Origin of the sequence: Mesorhizobium sp. M1399 (genome assembly GCF_040317735.1) — a bacterium.
In the GTDB taxonomy this organism is placed as follows: Bacteria; Pseudomonadota; Alphaproteobacteria; order Rhizobiales; family Rhizobiaceae; genus Mesorhizobium.
Genome location: NZ_JAMYKZ010000009.1, coordinates 76,219 through 96,583 on the forward strand (window position 1 = coordinate 76,219; position 20,365 = coordinate 96,583).

The window sequence follows — 20,365 nt, forward strand, 5'->3', positions numbered from 1 at the left end:
GCCAGATTCCTGGCGGCAACGGAAGGAGCTCAAAATGGCCGAACGATCTTTTGCCAAGGAAGTCGAAAAGCTCAGGCTCGGTGCCGGCGAGGAGTTTTCCGGCGAGGGCATCCTCGCCATCACCAAGGCGCTGCTGCAATGCGGCGTCGGTTATGTCGGCGGCTATCAGGGCGCGCCGATCAGCCATTTGATGGACGTGCTGGCCGACGCGCAGGATATCCTGGGCGAGCTTGGCGTGCATTTCGAGGCAAGCGCCTCGGAAGCCACCGCCACCGCCATGCTGGCGGCATCGGTGCACTATCCGATCCGCGGCGCGGCGACCTTCAAGTCGACGGTCGGCACCAATGTCGCGTCTGACGCGCTGGCCAACCTGGCGTCCGGCGGCGTCACCGGCGGCGCACTGATCATCGTCGGCGAGGATTACGGCGAAGGCTCCTCGATCATGCAGGAACGCAGCCACGCCTTTGCCATGAAAAGCCAGGTCTGGTTGCTCGACCCGCGGCCGAACCTGCCGTCGATCGTCAAGGCGGTAGAGGACGGCTTCGAGCTGTCGGAAATATCCAACACGCCGGTCATGCTGCAGGTCCGTATCCGCTGCTGCCATGTGCACGGCCATTTCATCGCCAAGGACAACAAGCGCCCGGCGATGACGGTGGCCGATGCGCTCGACGCGCCGCGCCGCGACACCGGCCGCATCGTGCTACCGCCCGCGTCCTTCCTGCATGAGAAGGAGAAGGTGCAGAAGCGCTGGCCGGCAGCGGTGGATTTCATCCGCACCAACAAGATCAACGAGTTCTTCGGCCCGGAGCACGGCGCGGTCGGCATCGTCATGCAGGGCGGCATGTACAATTCCGTCATCCGGGCGCTGCAGCGGCTCGGCCTCGCCGACACCTATGGCGACACCGACGTGCCGCTCTATGTGCTGAACGCCGTCTACCCGCTGGTCGATGACGAGTTCCTGTCCTTCTGCGAAGGCAAGGACGCCGTCCTCGTCGTCGAGGAAGGCCAGCCCAATTACATCGAGCAAGCCTTTGCCGCGATGCTGCACAAGGCCGGGCGCGGCACCAAGCTCGTCGGCAAGGAACATCTGCCGATGGCCGGCGAATACACCGGCCAGGTGATGCTCGACGGCATCGGATCATTCCTGCGCGCCACCATCCCGCATCTGCTGCCAAGCGAGGTCCGCGCGCCGAACAAGATCGGCGACGGGCTCGATACGGCCGACCTGATCAATGTCGTCCCGGGCCGTCCGCCCGGCTTCTGCGTCGGCTGCCCGGAACGGCCGATCTTCGCCGCCACCAAGCTGGTCGAGCAGGAACTGGGCAAGCACCACATCGCCTCCGACATAGGCTGCCACCTGTTCTCGATCATGCCGCCTTTCGAGCTGGGCGCCACCACCATGGGCTACGGATTGGGGCCGGCTTCCGCCTCGGCGTTCAATGCGCCCGATGCCAGGCGCCGCTCGATCTCCTTCGTCGGCGATGGCGGCTTCTGGCACAACGGCCTGACCTCATCGATCGGCAATGCGGTGTTCAACAAGAATGACGGCGTCATCGTCATCGTCGACAATTTCTATTCGGCCGCGACCGGAGGGCAGGACATCCTGTCGTCCCGCGCCGGCAACAAGACGAAGTCGACCAAGCATCCGATTACCGAGGCGGTGAAGGGGATGGGCGTCAAATGGCTGCGCCACATCGACCGCACCTACGACGTAACCAAGATGCAAGACGCGCTGCGCGAAGCGCTGACGACGGACGAAAAGGGCCCAAAAGTCATCGTCGCCTCGTCCGAATGCATGCTCAACCGGCAGCGCCGCGAAAAGCCTCTGGTCGACAAGGCGATCAAGGGCGGTAAGCGGACGGTCAAGCCGAAATTCGGCGTCGACGAGGATATCTGCACTGGCGATCACGCCTGTATGCGGCTTTCCGGCTGCCCGTCGCTATCGGTGAAGTCGCTGGACGACCCGCTGCGCGACGATCCGGTGGCGCATATCGACGAGAGCTGCGTCGGCTGTGGCAATTGCGGCGAGGTTGCCGACGCGGCGGTGCTCTGCCCGTCCTTTTACCGCGCCGACGTGGTGCACAATCCGAGCCGCCGGGACCGTTTCCTGCAAGCGGCGCGCCGCGCCATGATCGGCCTCTTGCAGCGGCGCCGTGAAAGCCGGCGCCTGACATTCGCCGATGCTTGACGCTGTCCCATCAGCCCGTTCCAAGGCCGGCGCGCCGGACGACGAGCGCGTCATCAAGCTTGCCGTGCTGGCGGTCGGCGGCCAGGGCGGCGGCGTGCTGGCCGACTGGATCACCGACGTCGCCGAGCGCAACGGCTATGTCGCGCAGTCAACCTCGGTTGCCGGTGTCGCCCAGCGCACCGGCGCCACCATCTACTATGTCGAAATGTGCCGCGACACCGGCCGCCTGCCGGTCTTCGCGCTGTCGCCGTCGCAGGGCGACGTCGATATATTGATCGCCGCCGAACTGATGGAGGCCGGCCGCGCCATCATCCGCGGCTTCGTCACGCCGGAGCGCACAACGCTGATCGCCTCGTCGCACCGCATCGCCGCGGTCTCGGAGAAGATCGAGCCTGGCGACGGCCGCGCCTCGTCCTCCAAGGTGCATGCCACGGCGGAAGCCGCGGCCAAGCGCTTCATCGCCTTCGACATGGAGAAGATCGCCGCCGACAACGGCTCGATGATCTCGGCCAGCCTGCTCGGCGCGCTGGCCGGCTCCGATGCCTTGCCGTTCACACGCGAGAGCTATGAGCAGGCGGTCAGTGCCGGCGGCCGCGGTGTGAAGGCCAGCCTCGCCGCCTTCGGCGCCGCCTACGATCGGGCGCGCGGCATCGCGAGTGCGCCTTCGGGCGACAAGACTGAACAGCCGGCGGCCGCTGAAACCGGCTCGGGCGCGGCGACAGAAGTCAGCGGCCCGGAAAGGCTGTTGAAGGGCTGGCAACAATTGGCGGCGCGCGTCGCTGCGCTGCCTGTGCCACTGCACGACATGGCGCTTCGCGGTCTGAAAAAGGTTGTCGACTATCAGGACATCGCCTATGGCGGCGAGTATCTCGACCGGCTAGACCGGGCCGTCGTCCTGGACAATGCCGAACATGACTACGCGCTGTCGATCGCCGCGGCAAAGCATTTGGCCAATGCGATGTGCTACGACGACATGATCCGCGTCGCCGACCTGAAGACGCGCTCGAGCCGCGACCGACGCGTACGCCGCGAGGTCGGCGTCAAGGACGGCTCGGTCCTGCAGGTGACCGAATATTTCCATCCGCGCATTGAGGAATTCTGCGGCACGCTGCCGGCCGGGCTCGGCAGCTATATCGAAAGCCGGCCGAAGCTCGCCGCATTCCTCGACCGCCGCATCAACCGCGGCCGCCACATCCGCACCGACAGTTTTGCCGGCTTTGCCGCATTGTGGTTCATCGGCGGCCTGCGCCGCTGGCGCCGCCGCCTGCTGCGCCACAAGGTCGAGACCGCCCATCTCGAGCGCTGGTATGCGCTGGCGCTCGGCCAAGTCGGCCAGGACTACGCGCTTGGCACGGAGATCCTCAACTGCCGCCGGCTGATCAAAGGCTACAGCGATACCCATGCCCGCGCGCAGTCGAAGTTCGACCGCGTGCTGTCGGCGCTCGACGTGGTCAAGGGCCGCCCGGACGCCGCCGACTGGATCAGGCGCCTGCGCGAAGCCGCGCTGAAGGACGAGAAGGGCGACATGCTTGACGGCGCGCTGAAAACCGTGGCGTCGCTGGGTGACACCTCGCCGAGCTGAGGCGCTCGTTCAACCCCGGCTGCAACTCAGTCTGTTGCCCATGTCGCCTTCGACGCGGCAGTCTGCAGGGCAATTCTGAGGCCAATGATCTCGGCGATCGCAGCCTCCAGCACCAGGACGATCGTTTCCTTTGCCACATCATCGAAATTTTCGGCGACATAGCTCAGGTCGCTTAGGACATCGTCTTCCTCTTCCATGATTTTCACCCCCTGTTGAACGTCAGGCCGGAACGGCCGACGATGAGATAGGCTTTGGGCTGGATCGATGGAACGCGTTTCTTTCACGCTATCATCACGGACGTGAGGCTATCCAGCCCGCTTCGCTAGGTCTTGTCGCCGCCTTGGTTGTCTGCCTGTTTTGTAGTCTTCATGCCTATGGCAGCAGCAAACATATCGGCTCCGGGACAAAATAACGCCCGCTTCCCAGGGGTGATTTGCCAAATCGCCGCGGTCATGTGAGGTCATGTGAAATGAGCGTGTTGCACTCATTGCCTACTGTTGTACCTTCAATATTCTGGAGGCGCGGGTTTGATGCTGCTTGAGCGAGAGGACCCACTTGGAGCTTTGTTGGCCGCGGCCGAGAGAGCTGCTGCCGGACATGGTGGGACCGTGCTGGTGCATGGCGAGGCGGGCCTAGGCAAGACCTCTCTGCTGCGCGAATTCGCGGAAAACGCCGACCGGGACTGCCGGGTGCTGTGGGGCTGGTGCGAGGCGCTCTTCACGCCGCGTCCATTGGGCCCTCTCCAGGACATGGCGCACTTGCTCGACCCGCGCGTGGCAGCGCTGCTTGAGGAGACCGCAGCCCCGGAGCGGCTTTTCCCGGCATTGCTGAACGCGCTGCAGCGCGCCAAGGGCACGACCGTGCTCATCTTCGAGGACATGCATTGGGCGGATAATGCGACGCTCGACCTCGTAAGATATCTCGGTCGCCGCGTCTCCCTGCTCCGCACCATGCTGGTGCTCAGCATGCGCAGAGAGGACTTGAACGCCGATCACCCGCTGACCCACGTGCTCGGCGATCTTCCCGCCGCCTCCGTACGCCGCGTGACGCTTAAACCGCTGTCTCCCCAGGCGGTTACGATGCTGGCCGAACAGGCCGGCCGTTCCGCCGACGGGCTTTACCGCATTACTGAGGGCAATCCCTTCTTCGTTACCGAGCTCCTGTCCAGCAGCGAGACCGAATCGGCGCGCGTGCCCGATTCCATACGCGACGCGGTGTGGTCCCGCCTGTCGCGCCTGACGCCTGGAGAGCGCGACGTGCTGGAGGTCATGAGCATCATGCCGGGCAGCGTTGAGCCGTGGCTGATCCGGGCCCTTCTCGGGGACGAGACCGAAGCGCTGGTGGATCGATGCGTCGACCGTGGATTGCTGCGGCGGGACGATCAGGGCGCGCTGACATTTCGCCACGAGCTTGCCAGGGAGGCGACGCTCGACCGGCTCTCCCTCTCTCTGCAACGCTCGCTCCATTCCAAGGTCGAAGCGGCACTCTCTGAAGTTCCGGCGTCGCAGGCAAGCGCTCTGCTTTCGCGCCGCGTCCATCACGCCGGCGGCGCCGACAATGGCGAACGCGTGCTCGAACTCGCGCCGCTCGCCGCCCGGCAGGCCGCCCGCCTGGGCGCGCACCGGGAGGCGGCCTCGCATCTGGCGACCGCACTCAGATATGTCGACCAAGCCCCGCCGGAACTGGCCGCGCAGTTGCACGAGGACTGGGCCTACGAGGCCGGCCTGGCACTGCTTGTCTATGATGCCATCATCGAGGCCCGGCATCGCGCCATCGCCATCTGGCGGCAGCTGGACCGGGTCGACAAGATAGGGCTCAATTTGCGCTGGCTGTCGCGGCTGCACTGGCGGCGCGGCGAAGGCCCGCAGGCGGAAGAGTATGCGGACCAGGCCGTGCATGAAGTGGAAAGGCTGCCGCCGGGTCCCGAAGTGGCAATGGCCTACAGCACACGCTCGCAGCTCCACATGCTGCACTATCGTTTCGACGAGGCGATCGAATGGGGCGAGCGCGCGATCAGCCTGGCCGATCGGCTGGGTGAGGTCGAGACGCGCGTTCACGCCCTCAACAATGTCGGCACCGCGCTCATGTTCGCCGACCGTCCCGGCGGCCGTGAGCGGCTGGAGGAAAGCCTTGCCCTGGCGCTCGAGCACGGGCTCCACGACCATGCGGCGCGGGCCTATACGAACTTTGCGGAATGCGCGGTGGTGGCCAAGGACTTCGAGCTGGCGGAGCGGCTGCTGGCCGAAGGCATCGCATTCTGCACCAGGCACGACCTCGATTCGGCGGCGCAATACCTGCTCGGCCGGCAGGCGCAGCTTTGCATGGAACAGGGCCGGTTTCGCGAGGCCGCAACCATCGCTCAGGGCGTCATGAATGTGGAGCGCCTGCCGATGGTGATGCACTTGCCGGCGCTCACCGTGCTTGGCACGGTCCGCGTAAGGCTGGGCGAGACCGACGGCGTCGACCTTTTGCAGCGGGCCCTTGCGGAGGGGCAGACGACCGGCGAGCCGCAGCGTATCGTCCCGGTTCGCCTGGCGCTGACGGAGGCGGCCTGGCTTGCCGAGGATATCGGCGCCGGCCACGCGCAGCTTACCGAGCTGGCGGCCATGAACCTCGACAATTTCCGCCCCAGGGACCTTGGCGAATTGTCGGTCTGGTGGCGTCGATGCGGAATGCCCGGATCGCTGCCGGCGCTATCGGCGCCCATACCGTCGCCCTGGTCCGCCGAGCTTGTCGGCGACCCGCAGGCCGCCGCGGCGGAGTGGACGCGTTTCTCGCTGCCCTACGAGGCAGCACTTGCCCTTATGCAGGTTCGTGGGGCGGATGCCGGAACGGCGCTCGCTCGCGCCGTGGCGATGCTGGACGAGATCGACGCGCCCGCGGCCGCAGCGCTGGCGCGCAAGCTCGCGCAGCGTCAGGGCCTGTCAGGCCTGCTGCCGAAGGTGCAGCGCGGACCCTATGCGGCGGCCCGTCGCCATCCACTCGGCCTGACACAGCACGAGCAGCAGGTGCTCGCCCTGATCGCCCAGGGCATCAGCAACAAGGAAGTCGCGCGACATTTGTCGCGCTCGCCCCGCACGATCGAGCATCACGTCTCCTCGCTGCTCGGCAAGCTCAACGCCGCAAACCGCATGGAAATCCTCCTGCGGCTGCGCGGCGAGCCGTGGCTCCTGACCGGCACCCATCCGTTGGAACCGCACCAGACGGGACCATGATTCCAGCTGATTCTGTCGGGATGGAACAGGCTCTGGGTAGTTCCCGCAGCGAAATCTCCGCGAAAACTGGGAAATCGACCGCCTAAAAATGGGTGGCGGTACCGATTTGCATGCCCGCCGCTCCGCGTAGGCTTCTGCTCGCAGCGTGGATGGACCTCCCAACACCACGACGCCTTCACGATCCGGGGGAGAAGGCGGGCAACGGCGGCGGTGCGGGGAACCGCCGCCGGCGTCCGGCGGCTGGGGCGCGACGGAATTCCTCGCCGCTCTGTGATCGACGCCACAAACGGGAGGCTGCAATGTCAAATTCGCTTCTGCCGTCGACGGCCATGCTGCAATTCCTGGCGGCATATACGGTGATCATGATCACGCCAGGCCCGATCGGGCTCGCGACCGGCAGCCTTGCCTCCCTGCACGGCTTTGGCAGGACGGTTCCGCTCGTGGCCGGGATCGGCGCCGGAACCGCCGTGCTGGCGGTCCTGGTGGCATTGGGCGCCGTTCATCTTTCCGGGTCGCTGTCGGTGCCGGCGGTCAAGATCGCTGGTGCGGCGGTCCTTGGCTGGATGGCCCTGCGCATCGCCAGAACGGCGCCGCCGGCCGTCGGCGACGAGCCTCAGAGACGACAGGCCGGATTGTTTGCCGGCGGGTTTCTCATCAGCATTCTCTCGCCTGAAACCGCCACTTTCTTTGCCGTCACCTTCATGGGGCTGATGCTGCCGATCCGGAATTCGAACAGGTCGCGGCCATCGTCGCCATCATCGACATTGGCTGGTACGGATTTCTGGCCGTCGCCCTTTCGCGTCCGGTCGTGCGCGCTGCCGCGATGCGGCATCATCGGGTCATCTGCCGGGCGGCGGGGGTCGTGCTGGCAATGCTCGCCCTCGTCTCGGCGGCGTCGGCCTTTCCACTCGGCTGAGCGCTGGTTGAAGGAGGCGCGCGGGTAAATCGTTTGGTGCCGCTTAGGTGACTCGAACACCTGACCCCATCATTACGAATGATGTGCTCTACCAACTGAGCTAAAGCGGCCCGGGAAGCCGTGCTTCCAAGATCGGCTGGGTGATAGACGCAACCAGCGTTTAATTCAAGATGGTAGCGTTGAATTCAAGATGGCAGCAGCGAATTCAAGGACGAGGCTTGGCAATTCGTATCGGTCCGAGGCCGGGCGCAAGGGCAGCAGCCGCGCCGATCCGCCTAGGTCGCGCGATGCCGCACCAGCAGGCCGCGCGACCGCCACGTTGGCGTCGTGACCGGAAAAGCAGCGAAAAATGTTGATTCCTTTACCGAAAACCGCCGAAATGAGCTTTGCACCCCTCGGCAAGGCAGAATGCGGCCGCTCGCTTGTTGATTGATTGGTCGCCTGCGGCTAACGATCATGACAATGTGAATGAAATTGCAGAGGGAATTTGCTTGGACGCGATCGAAAAAGCGATCCGCAATGCCTTCGAGAAAGGCAATGCCGACGACCGGGCGTTTCGCGAGCGGGTCTATCGATCGGCTTTCGCGGCACTCGACCGTGCCCTGCAGGCCAATCCAAACGTCACCGTGGAGGTCGCCATCAAGCGCCGCAAGGCGGTCCAGGCCAAGATCACCGAAATCGAATCGGAATTCCTGCCGGCGGTTCCCGATGTCGCCGCGCCGACCGACAGTTTGGAGACAGCACCGGCGGTGGAGCCTCCAGCTGAAACCGAAACCGAAGCCGAGCCCGTGCCGTCGTCCGATGTCGTCGTTGACGGTCCGGCGCAGCCGCCCGAATCCGATGCGCCCCGGTCGCGCGTCCTGCCGGTCGTCCCCGACATCATGCCCGATGCACCTGTTGCCGAAGTGCCGGTGATCGACATGGGGGCCTCGGCTCCGACCGAAGCCGACGTCGAAACCGACGATGCGGAAGTGACGCCCGACCGCGACGACCGGCGGGCGAGGCGGCGGCGCCTGCCTTTGACCGCGATCTTCCTCGGTGTGACGCTGCTCGCAGCCGCCGGCATCGGCCTTTATTTCGCCAACCAGACCGGCGTCTTCAAATCGGCAACCGAACTCGACACGGCGCCGCCGGAAGTGCCGCCAACGGTCGACGGCGACGATTTCACGCCGGATGACACCGCTTCGCCGCCAAAGCAGGGCGAGGAGGACCAGGCGCGCGACTGGATCAACGTGTTTTCGCCGGGCGACCCGACGCAGGTCAATGCGCCGTCGGACGCCAAGGCCGACGTTGTCCAGGACGAAAGCGGTTCCTTCCTGCGCATCCGCTCGGGCGCATCCGGCTCGGCCATCAGCTTCGACGTCGGGCAAGGCGTGCTGGAGAGGATCGCCGGCAAGCATGCCACATTCGACATCATCGCACGCTCCGAGGAGGGGCAGGAGACGCAGATTTCCGTCGACTGCAATTTCGGCGAACTCGGCGACTGTGGCCGCAAGCGCTATGCGGTCGGTCGCGAGCGCAATGAATATCTGTTCGACGTGCGCCTTCCCGACAAGCGTCCGGGCGCTGCCGGCACCATCGCCATCAATTCCGACTTCGACAAGCAGGGCAAGTCGGTCGACATCTACGAGATCCGCGTTTCAGTCCTTCCTTAAGTTAACTGTCGAGCAGCGCCTGCAGCGTCTCGATGCGGTCGGCTTCGGCCGCCGGCTTGTCCCAGCGCAATCGTGAAATGCGGGGGAAGCGCATGGCGACGCCCGATTTGTGCCGCGTCGAGCGGTTGAGCCCTTCGAATGCCACCTCCAGTACGAGGCCTTGTCTGCGGTCGGCACGCACTGAGCGCACCGGGCCAAAGCGCTCGATCGTGTTGTCGCGGACATATTTGTCGATCTGCCTCAGTTCTTCGTCGGTGAAGCCGAAATAGGCTTTTCCCACCGGCACCAGCTCTTCCGATCCTTCCGGCCCGGACCAGACGCCGAATGTATAATCGGAATAGAAGCTCGAGCGCTTGCCGTGGCCGCGCTGGGCATACATCAGTACGGCGTCGACCGTGTGCGGATCGCGCTTCCATTTGAACCAGGGGCCCTTCGGCCGCCCGGCCACATAAGGCGAATCCCAGCGCTTCAGCATGACGCCTTCGATGACCGGATGCAGCGGCTTGCGGCGCAATTCCTCCAGCGCCTGCCAGTTGGTGAATTCGACCAGCGGCGACAGATCGAAGCGGCTCGGATCGAGTGTCCTCACAAAGGCCTCGAGCCGGCCGCGCCGTTCGCGGAAGGGAAGTCCGCGCACATCCTCGTCGCCGATCTGCAGCGCATCGTAGCAGCGCATGAAGGCCGGGTATTGCTGCTGGATCTTGGGTGACACGCTCTTGCGGTTCAGCCGCTGCTGCAGGTCCGAGAACGTGCCCGTCGCCTGCCTGGGGTCTCCGACCAAAAGCTCGCCGTCGAGGGCGCCGGAAAAATCCATCGCCTCAGCAAGATCGGGAAAGGCGCCGGAGACATCGTCACCGGTGCGCGAATAGAGCCGGCGAATGCCGCCTTCGCAAACCGCCTGGACGCGGATGCCGTCCCATTTCCATTCGGCCGCGTAGTCGGCCGGGTCGAGCTTTTCGAGGTCGCCGTCACCGACGGCATTCGACAGCATCACCGGCCTGAACAGCGCCAGCGCCGTCTTCCTGGGTTTTTCCGCTTTACCCTCCAGCCAGGCGAACAGCGCGATATAGGGCGGCGTCAGGCCGTGCCAGAGTTCCTCGATTTCGGCGATTTCGACCCTGCCGAAATCAGCGAGCGCCTGCTTGGCCAGCCGCGCCGAGACGCCGATGCGCAGGCCGCCGGTGACCAGCTTTATGATGGCAAAGCGCGCCGAAGTGCTGGCGCTGTCGAGCAGCCGGGCCAGCACCTGAGGCCCGTCCGAACGGCTCGCCGCCTGCAGCTTCGCCACCACTTCGGCCAGCGTCGGCTCGTGGTTCGCAATGTCGACCGGCGCTTGCGGCCAGACCAGCGACACGGTCTCGGCCAGGTCGCCGACATAGTCGTAGGAATAGCCGAACAGCACCGGATCCATGCGCTCGACGACCAGCGTGCGCAGCATCGCCGGCTTGACCGCGGCGATGGACAGATCGCCGGTGATGGCCGCCAGCGCCAGCCCGCGGTCAGGATCCTCGACGCTGCGGAAATAATCGGTCAAAAGCGTCAGCTTGCCGTTGCGCGACGGCGTCAGCACCAGCCGGTCGAGAAGCTCGGCGAAGCGGTTCATGGGAGGAGCGCCAAGGGGGGAAGCTTGCGATCCTTCGCGCCCCCCTCTGTCCTGCCGGACATCTCCCCCACGAGGGGGGAGATTGGATGTCGCCACTGGTTTCGCCAATCTCCAGCGTTGAGGGAACGAGCGCGGCGCCAAAGCTGCCGATCTCCCCCCTCGTGGGGGAGATGGCCGGCAGGCCAGAGGGGGGCGCGACAGAACGCCATACCGGCGATTTCCACCATCAATCGCCCTCGTCCTCATAGCCAACCAGATGCAGCGGCCTGGCGGCGATGCCTTCGAGTTCGCACCAGCGCACCAGCGCCTCCTCGCGGCCATGCGTCACCCAGATTTCCTCGGCGCCGGTCTCCTTGATCGTCGCTGTCAGCTCGTCCCAGTCGGAGTGATCGGAGATGATCAGCGGCAGCTCGACGCCGCCCTGTTTGGCGCGCTGGCGGATGCGCATCCAGCCTGAGGCGAAGCACGACATCGGATCGGGAAAACGCCGCGCCCAGCGATCGGCGAACGCGGATGGCGGGCCGACGACGATGGCGCCGGCAAAGTCGCTTTTCGCGCCGCTCTCGACGGTCGCCGGTTCCAGTGTGCCGAGATCGATGTCCTGGCTCTGGAAATACTCGCTGAGCTTGGCCAGCGCGCCATGGATGTAGATCGGCTTTTCGTAGCCGGCATCGCGCAGCAGGCGCAGGACGCGCTGCGCCTTGCCAAGCGCATAGGCGCCGACCAGATGCGTGCGTTCGGGAAACTGCTCGGTCGATTTCAGCAACCGGGCGATCTCTTCGCTATCGGGCGGATGGCGGAACACCGGCAGGCCGAACGTCGCCTCGGTGATGAAGACGTCGCATTTGAGTGGCTCGAACGGCTCGCAGGTCGCGTCCTTCTGGCGCTTATAGTCGCCGGACGCGACGATGCATGTGCCCTGATGCGCGACCTTGATCTGCGCCGAGCCCAGCACATGGCCAGCCGGGTGAAAGCTGACGGTGACGCCGTCGAGCGTGATCGTCTCGCCGAGCACGGCGGCTTGCGTCGTTCCGGCAAAATCTTCGCCGTAGCGCAGCCCCATGATGTCGAGCGTCTGCTGCGTCGCCATCACCGAGCGGTGGCCGGGGCGGGCATGGTCGGAATGGCCATGTGTGATCAGCGCCCGGTTGACCGGCCGCACCGGGTCGATGAAGAAATCGCCGGGCGGGCAATACAGCCCTTCCGGCCGGGGATGAAGCAGGTCGCTGGCGCGCATGGCCCCAAGATAGGCGCTAATTCCGGCGCGGGAAGCCTGTTGTAAGTCACTGCTGACTCCAGCATAGAGCGCAGGCCGGCCGCAAAACACCGGCGGAACCTGATCGCCATGAAACCGCTCCAGACTTCGTCCGGCGATCCGACCGCCGACCGCCGCGCCGACTATGCCGAAATGCTCCATGCGTCCGGCGATCATGCGGCAGCGTCGGAATTGCTGCTCGGCGCGCTCGAACTGGCGCCGCAATGGCCGGCCGGCTGGTTCCGCCTCGGTGAGATGCAGGAGGCGGCGGGCGCGCCCGATCTCGCCGCGCAGGCCTGGACGACGGCACTGCGGCTGGACCCGGCGGACAGGCTCGGCGCGGTGCTCAAGCTGCAATTGATCGGCAAGGCAGCGGCCGCCCAGGCGCCGCCCAGCGCCTTTGTCGAGACGCTGTACGACCACTATGCCGGAAGCTTCGAGGGTGAGCTGGTCGACAGGCTAGGCTATCGTCTGCCCGAATGTCTCGACCGAGCCATCCGGGCAGCACGGCCGGGCCGGTTTTCGCTGGTGCTCGATCTCGGCTGCGGCACCGGCCTCATGGGCCAGAGACTGCGGCCGATCGCCGATCGGCTGGAGGGTTACGACATCTCGGCCGGCATGCTGAGGCAGGCGCGCGCCAAAGGCGTCTACGATCTGCTCGTCAAGACGGACCTGCAGGATTTTTGCTATTCAGGCCCGAAAGCCGATCTGGTGACGGCGGCAGATGTGTTCATCTATCTCGGCGCACTCGACAAGGTGGTGACCAAGATTGCCGGAATGCTTGCCGGCGGCGGTCTGTTTGCGTTCTCCGTCGAGACGCTCTCCGGCGGCGACCTATCTGGCAGCGGCGATTTCGCCTTGCAGCCGTCGCGCCGCTATGCGCATTCGCAAAGCTATGTAGAGCGGGTTCTGGACGCCAACGGCTTTTCGGTCCTGTCGCTGCAGGCAACGATTATCCGGCAGGATCGCCGCGAACCGGTCGAAGGGCTTGCCGTACTGGCAAGCTTGCTTTCCGGCAGCGTAAAATCTGGCTAAGACTCCTGCCGCTGCACAGGAGAGTGGCAGCTGCGAAAGACAAGGAGCACGTTCATGCGCTGGAACATGATGGTCTTGGCATCTTGCCTGGCGATGGCCGGCTGCGTCGGCAATTCGATGTCCGAACGGCAGGACGAAAACGTCCAGTCCTCGCTGCTATATGACAAGGTGCCTTGCGACCAATTGCTGGCGCAACGAAACGGCCTGGCGCAGCAATATCATTTGCCGGTGGACGCCAAGCCGTCCTTCTCCAACCCGGCGACGGGCTTCGGCCCGTTCACGCCGGACATGCGCTCAAAAGCCAAACGTGACGCCGACCAGGCAAGCGGCAAGATCGACGCCATGAACCGGTCGATCAGCCGCCGCGAATGCGGCAAGCCGGCCAAGCAGAACAAGCTCAGCCTGACCTGACCGGACCCTAATCCGCCACCTTCCATTGCTCGCGCGAGGCACTGGCGGGGTAGACGCCGAGAATGCGCATTTCGCGCGAGAAGAAGGCGAGCTCGTCGAGCGCCAGCTTCACCAGCGGGTCGTCGGGATGGCCCTCTATGTCGGCGTAGAACAGCGTCGCCGTAAACGCGCCGAGCTGGTAGCTTTCCAGCTTGGTCATGTTGATGCCGTTGGTGGCGAAGCCGCCCATCGCCTTGTAGAGCGCGGCAGGCACGTTGCGGACGCGGAAGATGAAGGTCGTCATCATCTTGGCGTCGGCCGAGGGGCGTTCGGCCCATTGCTTGTTCTTGGTCAGCACGACGAAACGGGTGACGTTGCTGTCGGTGTCCTCGACATTCTCCTCGATGATGTCGAGCCCGTAGAGCGTCGAGGCCAGCGCCGGCGCCAGCGCGGCCATGGTGCGGTCCTTCATCGCGGCGACCATCTTGGCGGCGCCCGCCGTGTCGCCGGCAACCGTCGCCTTCCAGCCGTTCTTGCGGATGTATTTGCGGCATTGGCCGAGCGCGTGGATGTGGCTGTGCACGGTCCGGATCTCGTCGCGCCTGACGCCGGGCAGCACCATGAGCTGGAAGTGGATCGGCAGGAAATATTCGCCGATGATGTGCAGCTTCGATTCCGGCAAGAGGTGATGGATGTCGGCGACGCGGCCGGCAATGGTGTTCTCGATCGGGATCATCGCCAGATCGGCCTTGCCGGTCTCGACGGCGTTGAAGGCGTCCTCAAAGGTCGGGCACGGCAACGGCTCCATCGACGGGAACATGTTGCGGCAGGCGGTGTCGGAATTGGCGCCCGGCTCGCCCTGGAAGGATATTTTGTTGGTCTTTTCAGGCATGCGCAGAGTCTCGGGAATTGGGGGAAGAATTTCTTAGTTGGAAAGGAGCGCCCTGGCGCGTTCGAGATCGTCCGGCGTATCGACGCCAAGCGGCACCGACTGCACGATCTCCGCATCAATGCGCATGCCGGCCTCGAGCGCCCGCAACTGCTCCAGCCGCTCGCGGCGCTCCAGCGGCGACGGCCTCAGCGCAACGAAGCGTTCGAGTGCGGCGCGGCGATAGGCATAGAGGCCGATATGATGGTAGAGCGGGCCTTCGCCCCAGGGGGCGGTGGCGCGGGTGAAATAGAGCGCCCTGAGCCGCGTCGCCGAGAGTGGCGAGCCGACCAGCTTGACGACGTTCGGATTGGTCTTTTCCTCGTCGCGGACGATCTCGACGCAGAGCGTGGCGATGTCGACCGCTGCGTTCTCGAAAGGCTTAAGCGCGGCGCCGATAACAAGGGGCTCGATGGTCGGCAGATCGCCCTGCACATTGACGATGGTCTCGACGCTGTTGCCAGGGTCGAGAATGGTCAGCGCTTCGAAGATGCGGTCGGAGCCGGTTTCGTGGTCCGCCCGCGTCATCACCGCCTCGAAATCATGCGCGCGCACCGCCTCCGCAACGCTTTGCGTATCGGTGGCGACGACGACCCGGCCGAGGCCGGCCTCGGCAGCACGGCGGGCGACGTGGACGATCATCGGAGTGCCGGCGATGTTGGCCAGCGGCTTGCCCGGCAGGCGGGTCGAGGCCATGCGGGCCGGGATCAGGATGAGGGTGGACATGAGGCGGGCAGGGGCTCGAAAAAGAGGAGGACAAAAGTGGCAAAAGGTCTCACTGGCAGCGCCCTTATAGGTGTTGCAACGCCGGAGCAAAAGACCTAGTTTCCGCGCGATTTGACCGCCTCGCAGGGTGGTTCACGATACCGACGGACGGAGTGGACGGATCGGTCCGCCGGAAAAGGGAGCCTGGGGCGTATGGATTCCAACGAAGTCAACAAGCTGCTCGCCGCTTTCCTCGGCACGGTTTTCATTGTCTTTTCCGTTGGCATCGTGTCCGACGCGCTGTTTGCCTCGCCGGCGCCGGAAAAGCCCGGCTTTGCCATCGAGGCGACCGAGCCTGCCGAAGGCGGCCCGGCCGCTCCCGCCGCGGAGGCCAAGCCGATCGCCGAGCTGCTGACCACCGCCAACGCCGAAGCGGGCGCCGCCGTCTTCAAGAAATGCCAGGCCTGTCATTCCGGCGAAAAGGGCGGCCCCAACAAGGTGGGCCCCGATCTGTGGGACATCATCGACCGTCCGGTCGCCGAGCATGAGGGCTTTGCCTATTCTGCCGGCATGAAGGAGTTCTCCAAGGGCGGCAGCGAGAAGTGGACCTACGATAACCTCAACCACTTCATCACCTCGCCGAAGAAGTTCGTGAAGGGCACGGCGATGGGCTTCGCCGGCCTGCCGAAGGATGAGGACCGCGCCAACGTCATCGCCTATCTGCGCACGCTGTCGGACAATCCGAAGCCGCTGCCGGCGCCCGGCGCCTCGGCCGAAAACGCGCCCGCCAAGCCGGCCGAAGGTGCAGCCCCTGCCAAGCCGGCAGAAGGCGCGGCGCCAGCCGCTCCGGCTGCACCCGCAAAATAACAAAACTGTAATGACATAATCCTTGAAAAAGCCGGGTTCAGCCCGGCTTTTTCGTTAGGAAAAATGCATATGCGACGACAAAGCCGCTCCGTTGCGGTTTTCAGCGCCGCCAAATGATCTAGATTGGGCCCAGACGCTATGGTGACGGCGCTATATCGCGAAGAGGAGAACGCATGACGGTTGGCCGAGCGCGGACGCTTCTGAAATCGGTGCTTATGCTGGCTGCTTTTGCCGGCGGCCTGCAGGCGGCCCTCGCGGACGAATGGCGCACGACCTCGTCGCTGATCGGCGAATCCAAATATGGCGACAACTTCCAGCACTACGATTACATCAATCCGGATGCACCCAAGGGCGGCACGCTGAATTCCGTGGTGCTTGGTACGTTCGACAGCTTCAATCCCTACATCGTGCAGGGGTCGCCGGCTGCCGGCTTCGCGCAGTTCGGCGGCGGCCTGCTCTACGACACGCTGATGGAGCAGGCGACCGACGAGGGCAGCACCAGCCATCCGCTGATCGCCGACGCCTACAAATATCCGGCCGACTATTCCTCGGCGACCTATCGCCTCGATCCGCGGGCGAAGTGGCATGACGGCCAGCCGATCACCACCGACGACGTGATCTGGTCGTTCCAGGTGCTGAAGGCCAACAGCCCGCAATATAGCCGCTATTTCGAAAACGTCACCGACGCGGTCGCCATCTCCGACCGCGAGGTCGAGTTCCATTTCAACCAGAAGGGCAACCGCGAACTGCCCAAGATTCTCGGCGATCTCGTCGTATTGCCCAAGCACTGGTGGGAAGGTACCGACGCCAATGGCAAGAAGCGCGACGTCACCAAATCGACGTTGGAGCCGCCACTCGGCTCGGCCGCCTACAAGATCGCCAGCTTCAAGCCGGGCTCGGAAATCGTCTGGCAGCGCGTGCCCGACTACTGGGCGGCCAAGCTGCCGGTGAAGATCGGCCGCGAGAATTCCGACAGCCAGCGTTTCACCTATTTTCTCGACGACAATGCCGCCTGGCAGGCCTTCACCAAGGGCGGCTTGGACGACATCAAGCCGGAGAACAGTTCGAGGCGCTGGAACACGGCCTATAATTTCCCGGCAGTCCAGGCCGGCGACGTCATCAAGAAGGAATTCAAGACCGCGTCGCCCGAACCGATGCAGGCCTTCATGCTCAACACCAGGCGCCCGCTGTTCCAAGATCGCCTGGTGCGCGCCGCCTTGATGTACCCGTTCGACTTCGAGACGATGAACCGGACCCTGTTCTTCGGTTCCAATACCCGCACCAGCAGCTATTTCCAGGGCACGGAACTGGCGTCGAGCGGCCTGCCGCAAGGCAAGGAACTCGAAATCCTGGAGCAGTACCGTGACAAGCTGCCGCCCGAGGTCTTCACCCAGGAATTCAAGCTGCCGGTCTACGACAGCCCGCAGGCGGAGCGCAAATACCTGAAGACCGCGGTCGATCTGTTCGCCAAGGCAGGCTGGGTGATCAAGGGCGGCAAGATGGTCAACGCCAAGACCGGCGAACCGTTCAAATTCGAAATCCTCGGCTGGAACGACACCGACCAGGTCATCGCCAGCCCGTACATCGCCAATCTGCGCAAAATCGGCGTCGACGCGACGCTGCGCCTGATCGATCAGACCCAGTATATCAACCGCGTCACCCATTTCGACTTTGACGTGGTCACTTCGATACTCGGCCAGTCGGACTCTCCCGGTAATGAACAGCGCGATTTCTGGAGCTCCAAGGCCGCCGATTCGCCGGGATCGCGCAATTACGCCGGCATCAAGAATCCGGTCGTCGATGCGCTGGTCGACCGGATCATCTATGCCACCGACCGCGACGATCTCGTTGCCGCCACCCATGCGCTCGACCGGGTGCTGTTGTGGAACTTCTACGTCGTGCCGCAATATTACCGCGCCGTGGTCTGGCTCGCCTATTGGAACAAGTTCGGTATGCCGGAAAAGCAGCCCGCCTATAGCGGCGTCGACCAGAATTCCTGGTGGATCGATCCGGTCAAGGAAAAGGCGCTGGCGGCCAAATACAAGAGTGGCAATTGATGACGGTGCTGCCCCGTCGCGACTTCCTCGCCCTGGGCGGTGCCGCCGCGGCAGCTGCATGGCTGCCCGGCCGGGCTTTCGCCACGACCCCGACCGGCGTGAAACTGCACGGCCTGTCGGCCTTCGGCGATCTCAAATACGCGCCGGATTTCAAGCATTTCGACTATGTGAATGTCGACGCGCCCAAGGGCGGCACCTTTAATTTCGGCCCCTCGCAATGGGTGTTCAACCAGAATCCCTACACCTTCAACACGCTGAACAGCTTCGTGCCCAAGGGTGACGCCCCGCCGCGCATGGAAATGTGTTTCGATTCGCTCATGACCGGCGCACAGGACGAGCCGGATTCCATCTATGGACTGCTGGCTGAAAGCGTGACGATCTCGGCGGACCGCAACATGTTCGAGTTCGCCCTGCGCCCGCAGGCGCGCTGGCATGACGGCTCGCCGCTGACCGCAGAGGATGCCGCATATACGTTCACCCTTTTCAAGAATCAGGGCCATCCCGATCTCTCGCTGCCGCTCCGTGAGATGACCCAAGCCGTCGCCGCCGATACTGGAACGCTGAGATTGACCTTTTCGGGCAAGCAATCGGAACGTACCATCCTGGATGTCGCAACGTTCCCGATCCTCTCCAAGGCATATTTCGCGATCGCCCCGTTTGACAGCTCCCGCATGAAGGCGCCGCTCGGATCCGGCCCTTACAAGGTCGGGTTGGTGCGTCCGGGACAGACAATCGAGTTCGAGCGCGTCGTGGACTATTGGGGCCGCGGCCTGCCGGTCAATAAAGGACAGTTCCATTTCGACAAGCTGCGCATAGAGTTCTATGGCGACCGTCAGGCGGCTTTCGAGGCTTTCAAGAAGGGCGAAGTCCATTTCCGCGAAGAGGCAACGTCGCGCGTATGGGCTACCGGCTACGATTTTCCGGCGCTCACCGCAGGCAAGGTGGTTAAACGCGAGTTTCCTTCCGAAAAGCGCCCGTTAATGTACGCGACAGCCATGAACCAACGGCGCGAACGGTTTCGGGATATGCGCGTGCGCCGCGCAATTGCGTTGTGCTTCGATTTCGAATGGACCAACAAATCGCTGTTCTACGGCCTCTATGATCGTTCGCAATCCAATTTCGAACGATCGGAATTCAAAGCCACCGGCGTACCGTCTCCTGACGAACTGACGCTGCTGGAGCCGCTTCGCGACAAGCTTGCGCCTGAAGTCTTCGGCGAAGTCTATGCTCTGCCCCCATCCGACGGCAGCGGCCGTGACCGGAAATTGCTGCGCGCATCGCAAAAGCTGATGGCTGACGCGGGATGGAAACGGTCCGGTCAATTTTTCCAGAATGCCGCCGGCGAAACTTTCAGGTTAGAAATCCTTGCTGACGACGAAGGTTTGGTGCGCATCTATGGGCCGTGGGCGGAGAATTTGAAGGCCATCGGCTTCGACGCCTCAATCCGCCTGGTCGAGTCGGCACAGCACCAAGCCAGGCAGGCGAGCTTCGATTTCGACATGATAGCGATGGCGGTGCTGTTCTCGCCGACGCCAACACGGGAGGGAATGGACGGCATCTTCCATTCACGCTCGGCCAACCTGCAGGGATCGCGCAATCTGTCCGGCACGGCAGACCCGGCGATCGACATGCTTGTCGAGGCGATAGACCGCGTCAAAAACCGTCAGGAACTGACGACAGTGCTGCGTTCGCTGGATCGGGTCTTGCGCGCGCGCATGGACTGGATTCCTAGTTGGTATTCGGCGAATCACCGCGTGGCCTTCTGGGACATGTTCGGTTTCGACGAAACGAAACCCGACTACGGCTTCGCGATGGAAGCGCTGTGGTGGTTTGACAGGGACAAGGCGGCAAAGATTGGCAAAGGCTGAATTTCTTGCGGGCGTTGGCGCCGCCCCTCACCTGCCTGCCGGCATCCTCTCCCCGTATAGCGACGGGGAGAGGGGGGCTTTCATCGAGGATTTCGCCAACC

General features: G+C 64.1%; 15 protein-coding genes and 1 tRNA gene. 10 read left to right on the forward strand and 6 right to left on the reverse strand.

Features of this window, described 5'->3' with window-relative positions; all coding sequences use genetic code 11:
- Nucleotides 1-34 precede the first annotated feature (34 nt).
- Both NKH05_RS17160 and NKH05_RS17165 read left to right on the forward strand, forming a co-directional pair.
- Nucleotides 35-2,188, forward strand: coding sequence for a thiamine pyrophosphate-dependent enzyme (locus tag NKH05_RS17160; RefSeq protein ID WP_352590801.1), 2,154 nt, complete (start codon nt 35-37; stop codon nt 2,186-2,188).
- On the forward strand, nt 2,181-3,770 hold the full coding sequence (locus NKH05_RS17165; protein WP_352590803.1) for an indolepyruvate oxidoreductase subunit beta family protein: 1,590 nt from the start codon (nt 2,181-2,183) through the stop codon (nt 3,768-3,770). The genes NKH05_RS17160 and NKH05_RS17165 overlap by 8 nt, the downstream gene beginning before the upstream one ends.
- 26 nt (nt 3,771-3,796) lie before the next feature.
- Here NKH05_RS17165 and NKH05_RS17170 read toward each other — a convergent pair whose 3' ends face one another.
- Entirely contained in the window at nt 3,797-3,967 is a 171-nt protein-coding gene (locus NKH05_RS17170) for a hypothetical protein (protein ID WP_023717857.1), read from the reverse strand.
- Between the two features lie 333 nt (nt 3,968-4,300).
- On the opposite strand from NKH05_RS17170, the gene NKH05_RS17175 reads away from it, so the two are divergent.
- The gene (locus NKH05_RS17175) at nt 4,301-6,985 is read left to right on the forward strand and encodes an ATP-binding protein (RefSeq protein WP_353025793.1); all 2,685 of its coding nucleotides are present in this window, start codon (nt 4,301-4,303) and stop codon (nt 6,983-6,985) included.
- A gap of 299 nt (nt 6,986-7,284) precedes the next feature.
- Entirely contained in the window at nt 7,285-7,929 is a 645-nt protein-coding gene (locus tag NKH05_RS17180; RefSeq protein WP_353025794.1) for a LysE family translocator, read from the forward strand.
- Nucleotides 7,930-7,935: 6 nt separating this feature from the next.
- Here the strand turns inward: NKH05_RS17180 and NKH05_RS17185 are convergent.
- Nucleotides 7,936-8,011 (reverse strand) — tRNA-Thr (locus tag NKH05_RS17185).
- Between the two features lie 381 nt (nt 8,012-8,392).
- Between NKH05_RS17185 and NKH05_RS17190 the strand changes: the two genes are divergently transcribed.
- Nucleotides 8,393-9,556: a hypothetical protein gene (locus NKH05_RS17190; protein ID WP_352483270.1), complete on the forward strand. Its 1,164-nt coding sequence runs from the start codon at nt 8,393-8,395 to the stop codon at nt 9,554-9,556.
- Between the two features lies 1 nt (nt 9,557).
- Here the strand turns inward: NKH05_RS17190 and NKH05_RS17195 are convergent, their stop codons facing one another.
- Nucleotides 9,558-11,159 carry a cisplatin damage response ATP-dependent DNA ligase gene (locus tag NKH05_RS17195; RefSeq protein ID WP_352548794.1) on the reverse strand — a complete coding sequence of 534 codons (1,602 nt, stop codon included), beginning with the start codon at nt 11,157-11,159 and terminating at the stop codon, nt 9,558-9,560.
- A 226-nt stretch (nt 11,160-11,385) separates the two neighbouring features.
- A complete protein-coding gene (locus tag NKH05_RS17200; protein ID WP_353025795.1) occupies nt 11,386-12,396 on the reverse strand; it encodes a ligase-associated DNA damage response exonuclease in 1,011 nt (336 codons plus the stop codon).
- 108 nt (nt 12,397-12,504) lie between these two features.
- Between NKH05_RS17200 and NKH05_RS17205 the strand changes: the two genes are divergently transcribed.
- Complete coding sequence (locus tag NKH05_RS17205) at nt 12,505-13,449, forward strand: class I SAM-dependent methyltransferase (RefSeq protein ID WP_352483267.1); 945 nt, start codon at nt 12,505-12,507, stop codon at nt 13,447-13,449.
- Between the two features lie 54 nt (nt 13,450-13,503).
- Nucleotides 13,504-13,860, forward strand: a complete 357-nt coding sequence (locus NKH05_RS17210) for a hypothetical protein (protein WP_352908621.1) — start codon at nt 13,504-13,506, stop codon at nt 13,858-13,860.
- 7 nt (nt 13,861-13,867) lie between these two features.
- Here NKH05_RS17210 and NKH05_RS17215 read toward each other — a convergent pair whose 3' ends face one another.
- The gene (locus NKH05_RS17215; RefSeq protein WP_352483265.1) at nt 13,868-14,731 is read right to left on the reverse strand and encodes a prephenate dehydratase; all 864 of its coding nucleotides are present in this window, start codon (nt 14,729-14,731) and stop codon (nt 13,868-13,870) included.
- Between the two features lie 33 nt (nt 14,732-14,764).
- Nucleotides 14,765-15,493, reverse strand: coding sequence for a 3-deoxy-manno-octulosonate cytidylyltransferase (locus NKH05_RS17220; RefSeq protein ID WP_023717846.1), 729 nt, complete (start codon nt 15,491-15,493; stop codon nt 14,765-14,767).
- Between the two features lie 192 nt (nt 15,494-15,685).
- Between NKH05_RS17220 and NKH05_RS17225 the strand changes: the two genes are divergently transcribed.
- From NKH05_RS17225 to NKH05_RS17235, 3 genes are all read left to right on the forward strand, one after another.
- The gene (locus NKH05_RS17225; protein ID WP_352483264.1) at nt 15,686-16,339 is read left to right on the forward strand and encodes a c-type cytochrome; all 654 of its coding nucleotides are present in this window, start codon (nt 15,686-15,688) and stop codon (nt 16,337-16,339) included.
- A 173-nt stretch (nt 16,340-16,512) separates the two neighbouring features.
- Nucleotides 16,513-18,396: an extracellular solute-binding protein gene (locus NKH05_RS17230; protein ID WP_352716756.1), complete on the forward strand. Its 1,884-nt coding sequence runs from the start codon at nt 16,513-16,515 to the stop codon at nt 18,394-18,396.
- Nucleotides 18,396-20,264 carry an extracellular solute-binding protein gene (locus NKH05_RS17235; RefSeq protein ID WP_352590819.1) on the forward strand — a complete coding sequence of 623 codons (1,869 nt, stop codon included), beginning with the start codon at nt 18,396-18,398 and terminating at the stop codon, nt 20,262-20,264. The genes NKH05_RS17230 and NKH05_RS17235 overlap by 1 nt, the downstream gene beginning before the upstream one ends.
- Nucleotides 20,265-20,365: the final 101 nt, after the last annotated feature.

Excerpts from the sequence above, each read along its gene's own strand:
- NKH05_RS17160 (WP_352590801.1), top strand. The coding sequence starts at position 35 with ATGGCCGAACGATCTTTTGCCAAGGAAGTCGAAAAGCTCAGGCTCGGT.
- NKH05_RS17165 (WP_352590803.1), top strand. The coding sequence starts at position 2,181 with ATGCTTGACGCTGTCCCATCAGCCCGTTCCAAGGCCGGCGCGCCGGAC.
- NKH05_RS17170 (WP_023717857.1), bottom strand. The coding sequence starts at position 3,967 with ATGGAAGAGGAAGACGATGTCCTAAGCGACCTGAGCTATGTCGCCGAA.
- NKH05_RS17175 (WP_353025793.1), top strand. The coding sequence starts at position 4,301 with ATGCTGCTTGAGCGAGAGGACCCACTTGGAGCTTTGTTGGCCGCGGCC.
- NKH05_RS17180 (WP_353025794.1), top strand. The coding sequence starts at position 7,285 with ATGTCAAATTCGCTTCTGCCGTCGACGGCCATGCTGCAATTCCTGGCG.
- NKH05_RS17195 (WP_352548794.1), bottom strand. The coding sequence starts at position 11,159 with ATGAACCGCTTCGCCGAGCTTCTCGACCGGCTGGTGCTGACGCCGTCG.
- NKH05_RS17200 (WP_353025795.1), bottom strand. The coding sequence starts at position 12,396 with ATGCGCGCCAGCGACCTGCTTCATCCCCGGCCGGAAGGGCTGTATTGC.
- NKH05_RS17205 (WP_352483267.1), top strand. The coding sequence starts at position 12,505 with ATGAAACCGCTCCAGACTTCGTCCGGCGATCCGACCGCCGACCGCCGC.
- NKH05_RS17210 (WP_352908621.1), top strand. The coding sequence starts at position 13,504 with ATGCGCTGGAACATGATGGTCTTGGCATCTTGCCTGGCGATGGCCGGC.
- NKH05_RS17215 (WP_352483265.1), bottom strand. The coding sequence starts at position 14,731 with ATGCCTGAAAAGACCAACAAAATATCCTTCCAGGGCGAGCCGGGCGCC.
- NKH05_RS17220 (WP_023717846.1), bottom strand. The coding sequence starts at position 15,493 with ATGTCCACCCTCATCCTGATCCCGGCCCGCATGGCCTCGACCCGCCTG.
- NKH05_RS17225 (WP_352483264.1), top strand. The coding sequence starts at position 15,686 with ATGGATTCCAACGAAGTCAACAAGCTGCTCGCCGCTTTCCTCGGCACG.
- NKH05_RS17230 (WP_352716756.1), top strand. The coding sequence starts at position 16,513 with ATGACGGTTGGCCGAGCGCGGACGCTTCTGAAATCGGTGCTTATGCTG.
- NKH05_RS17235 (WP_352590819.1), top strand. The coding sequence starts at position 18,396 with ATGACGGTGCTGCCCCGTCGCGACTTCCTCGCCCTGGGCGGTGCCGCC.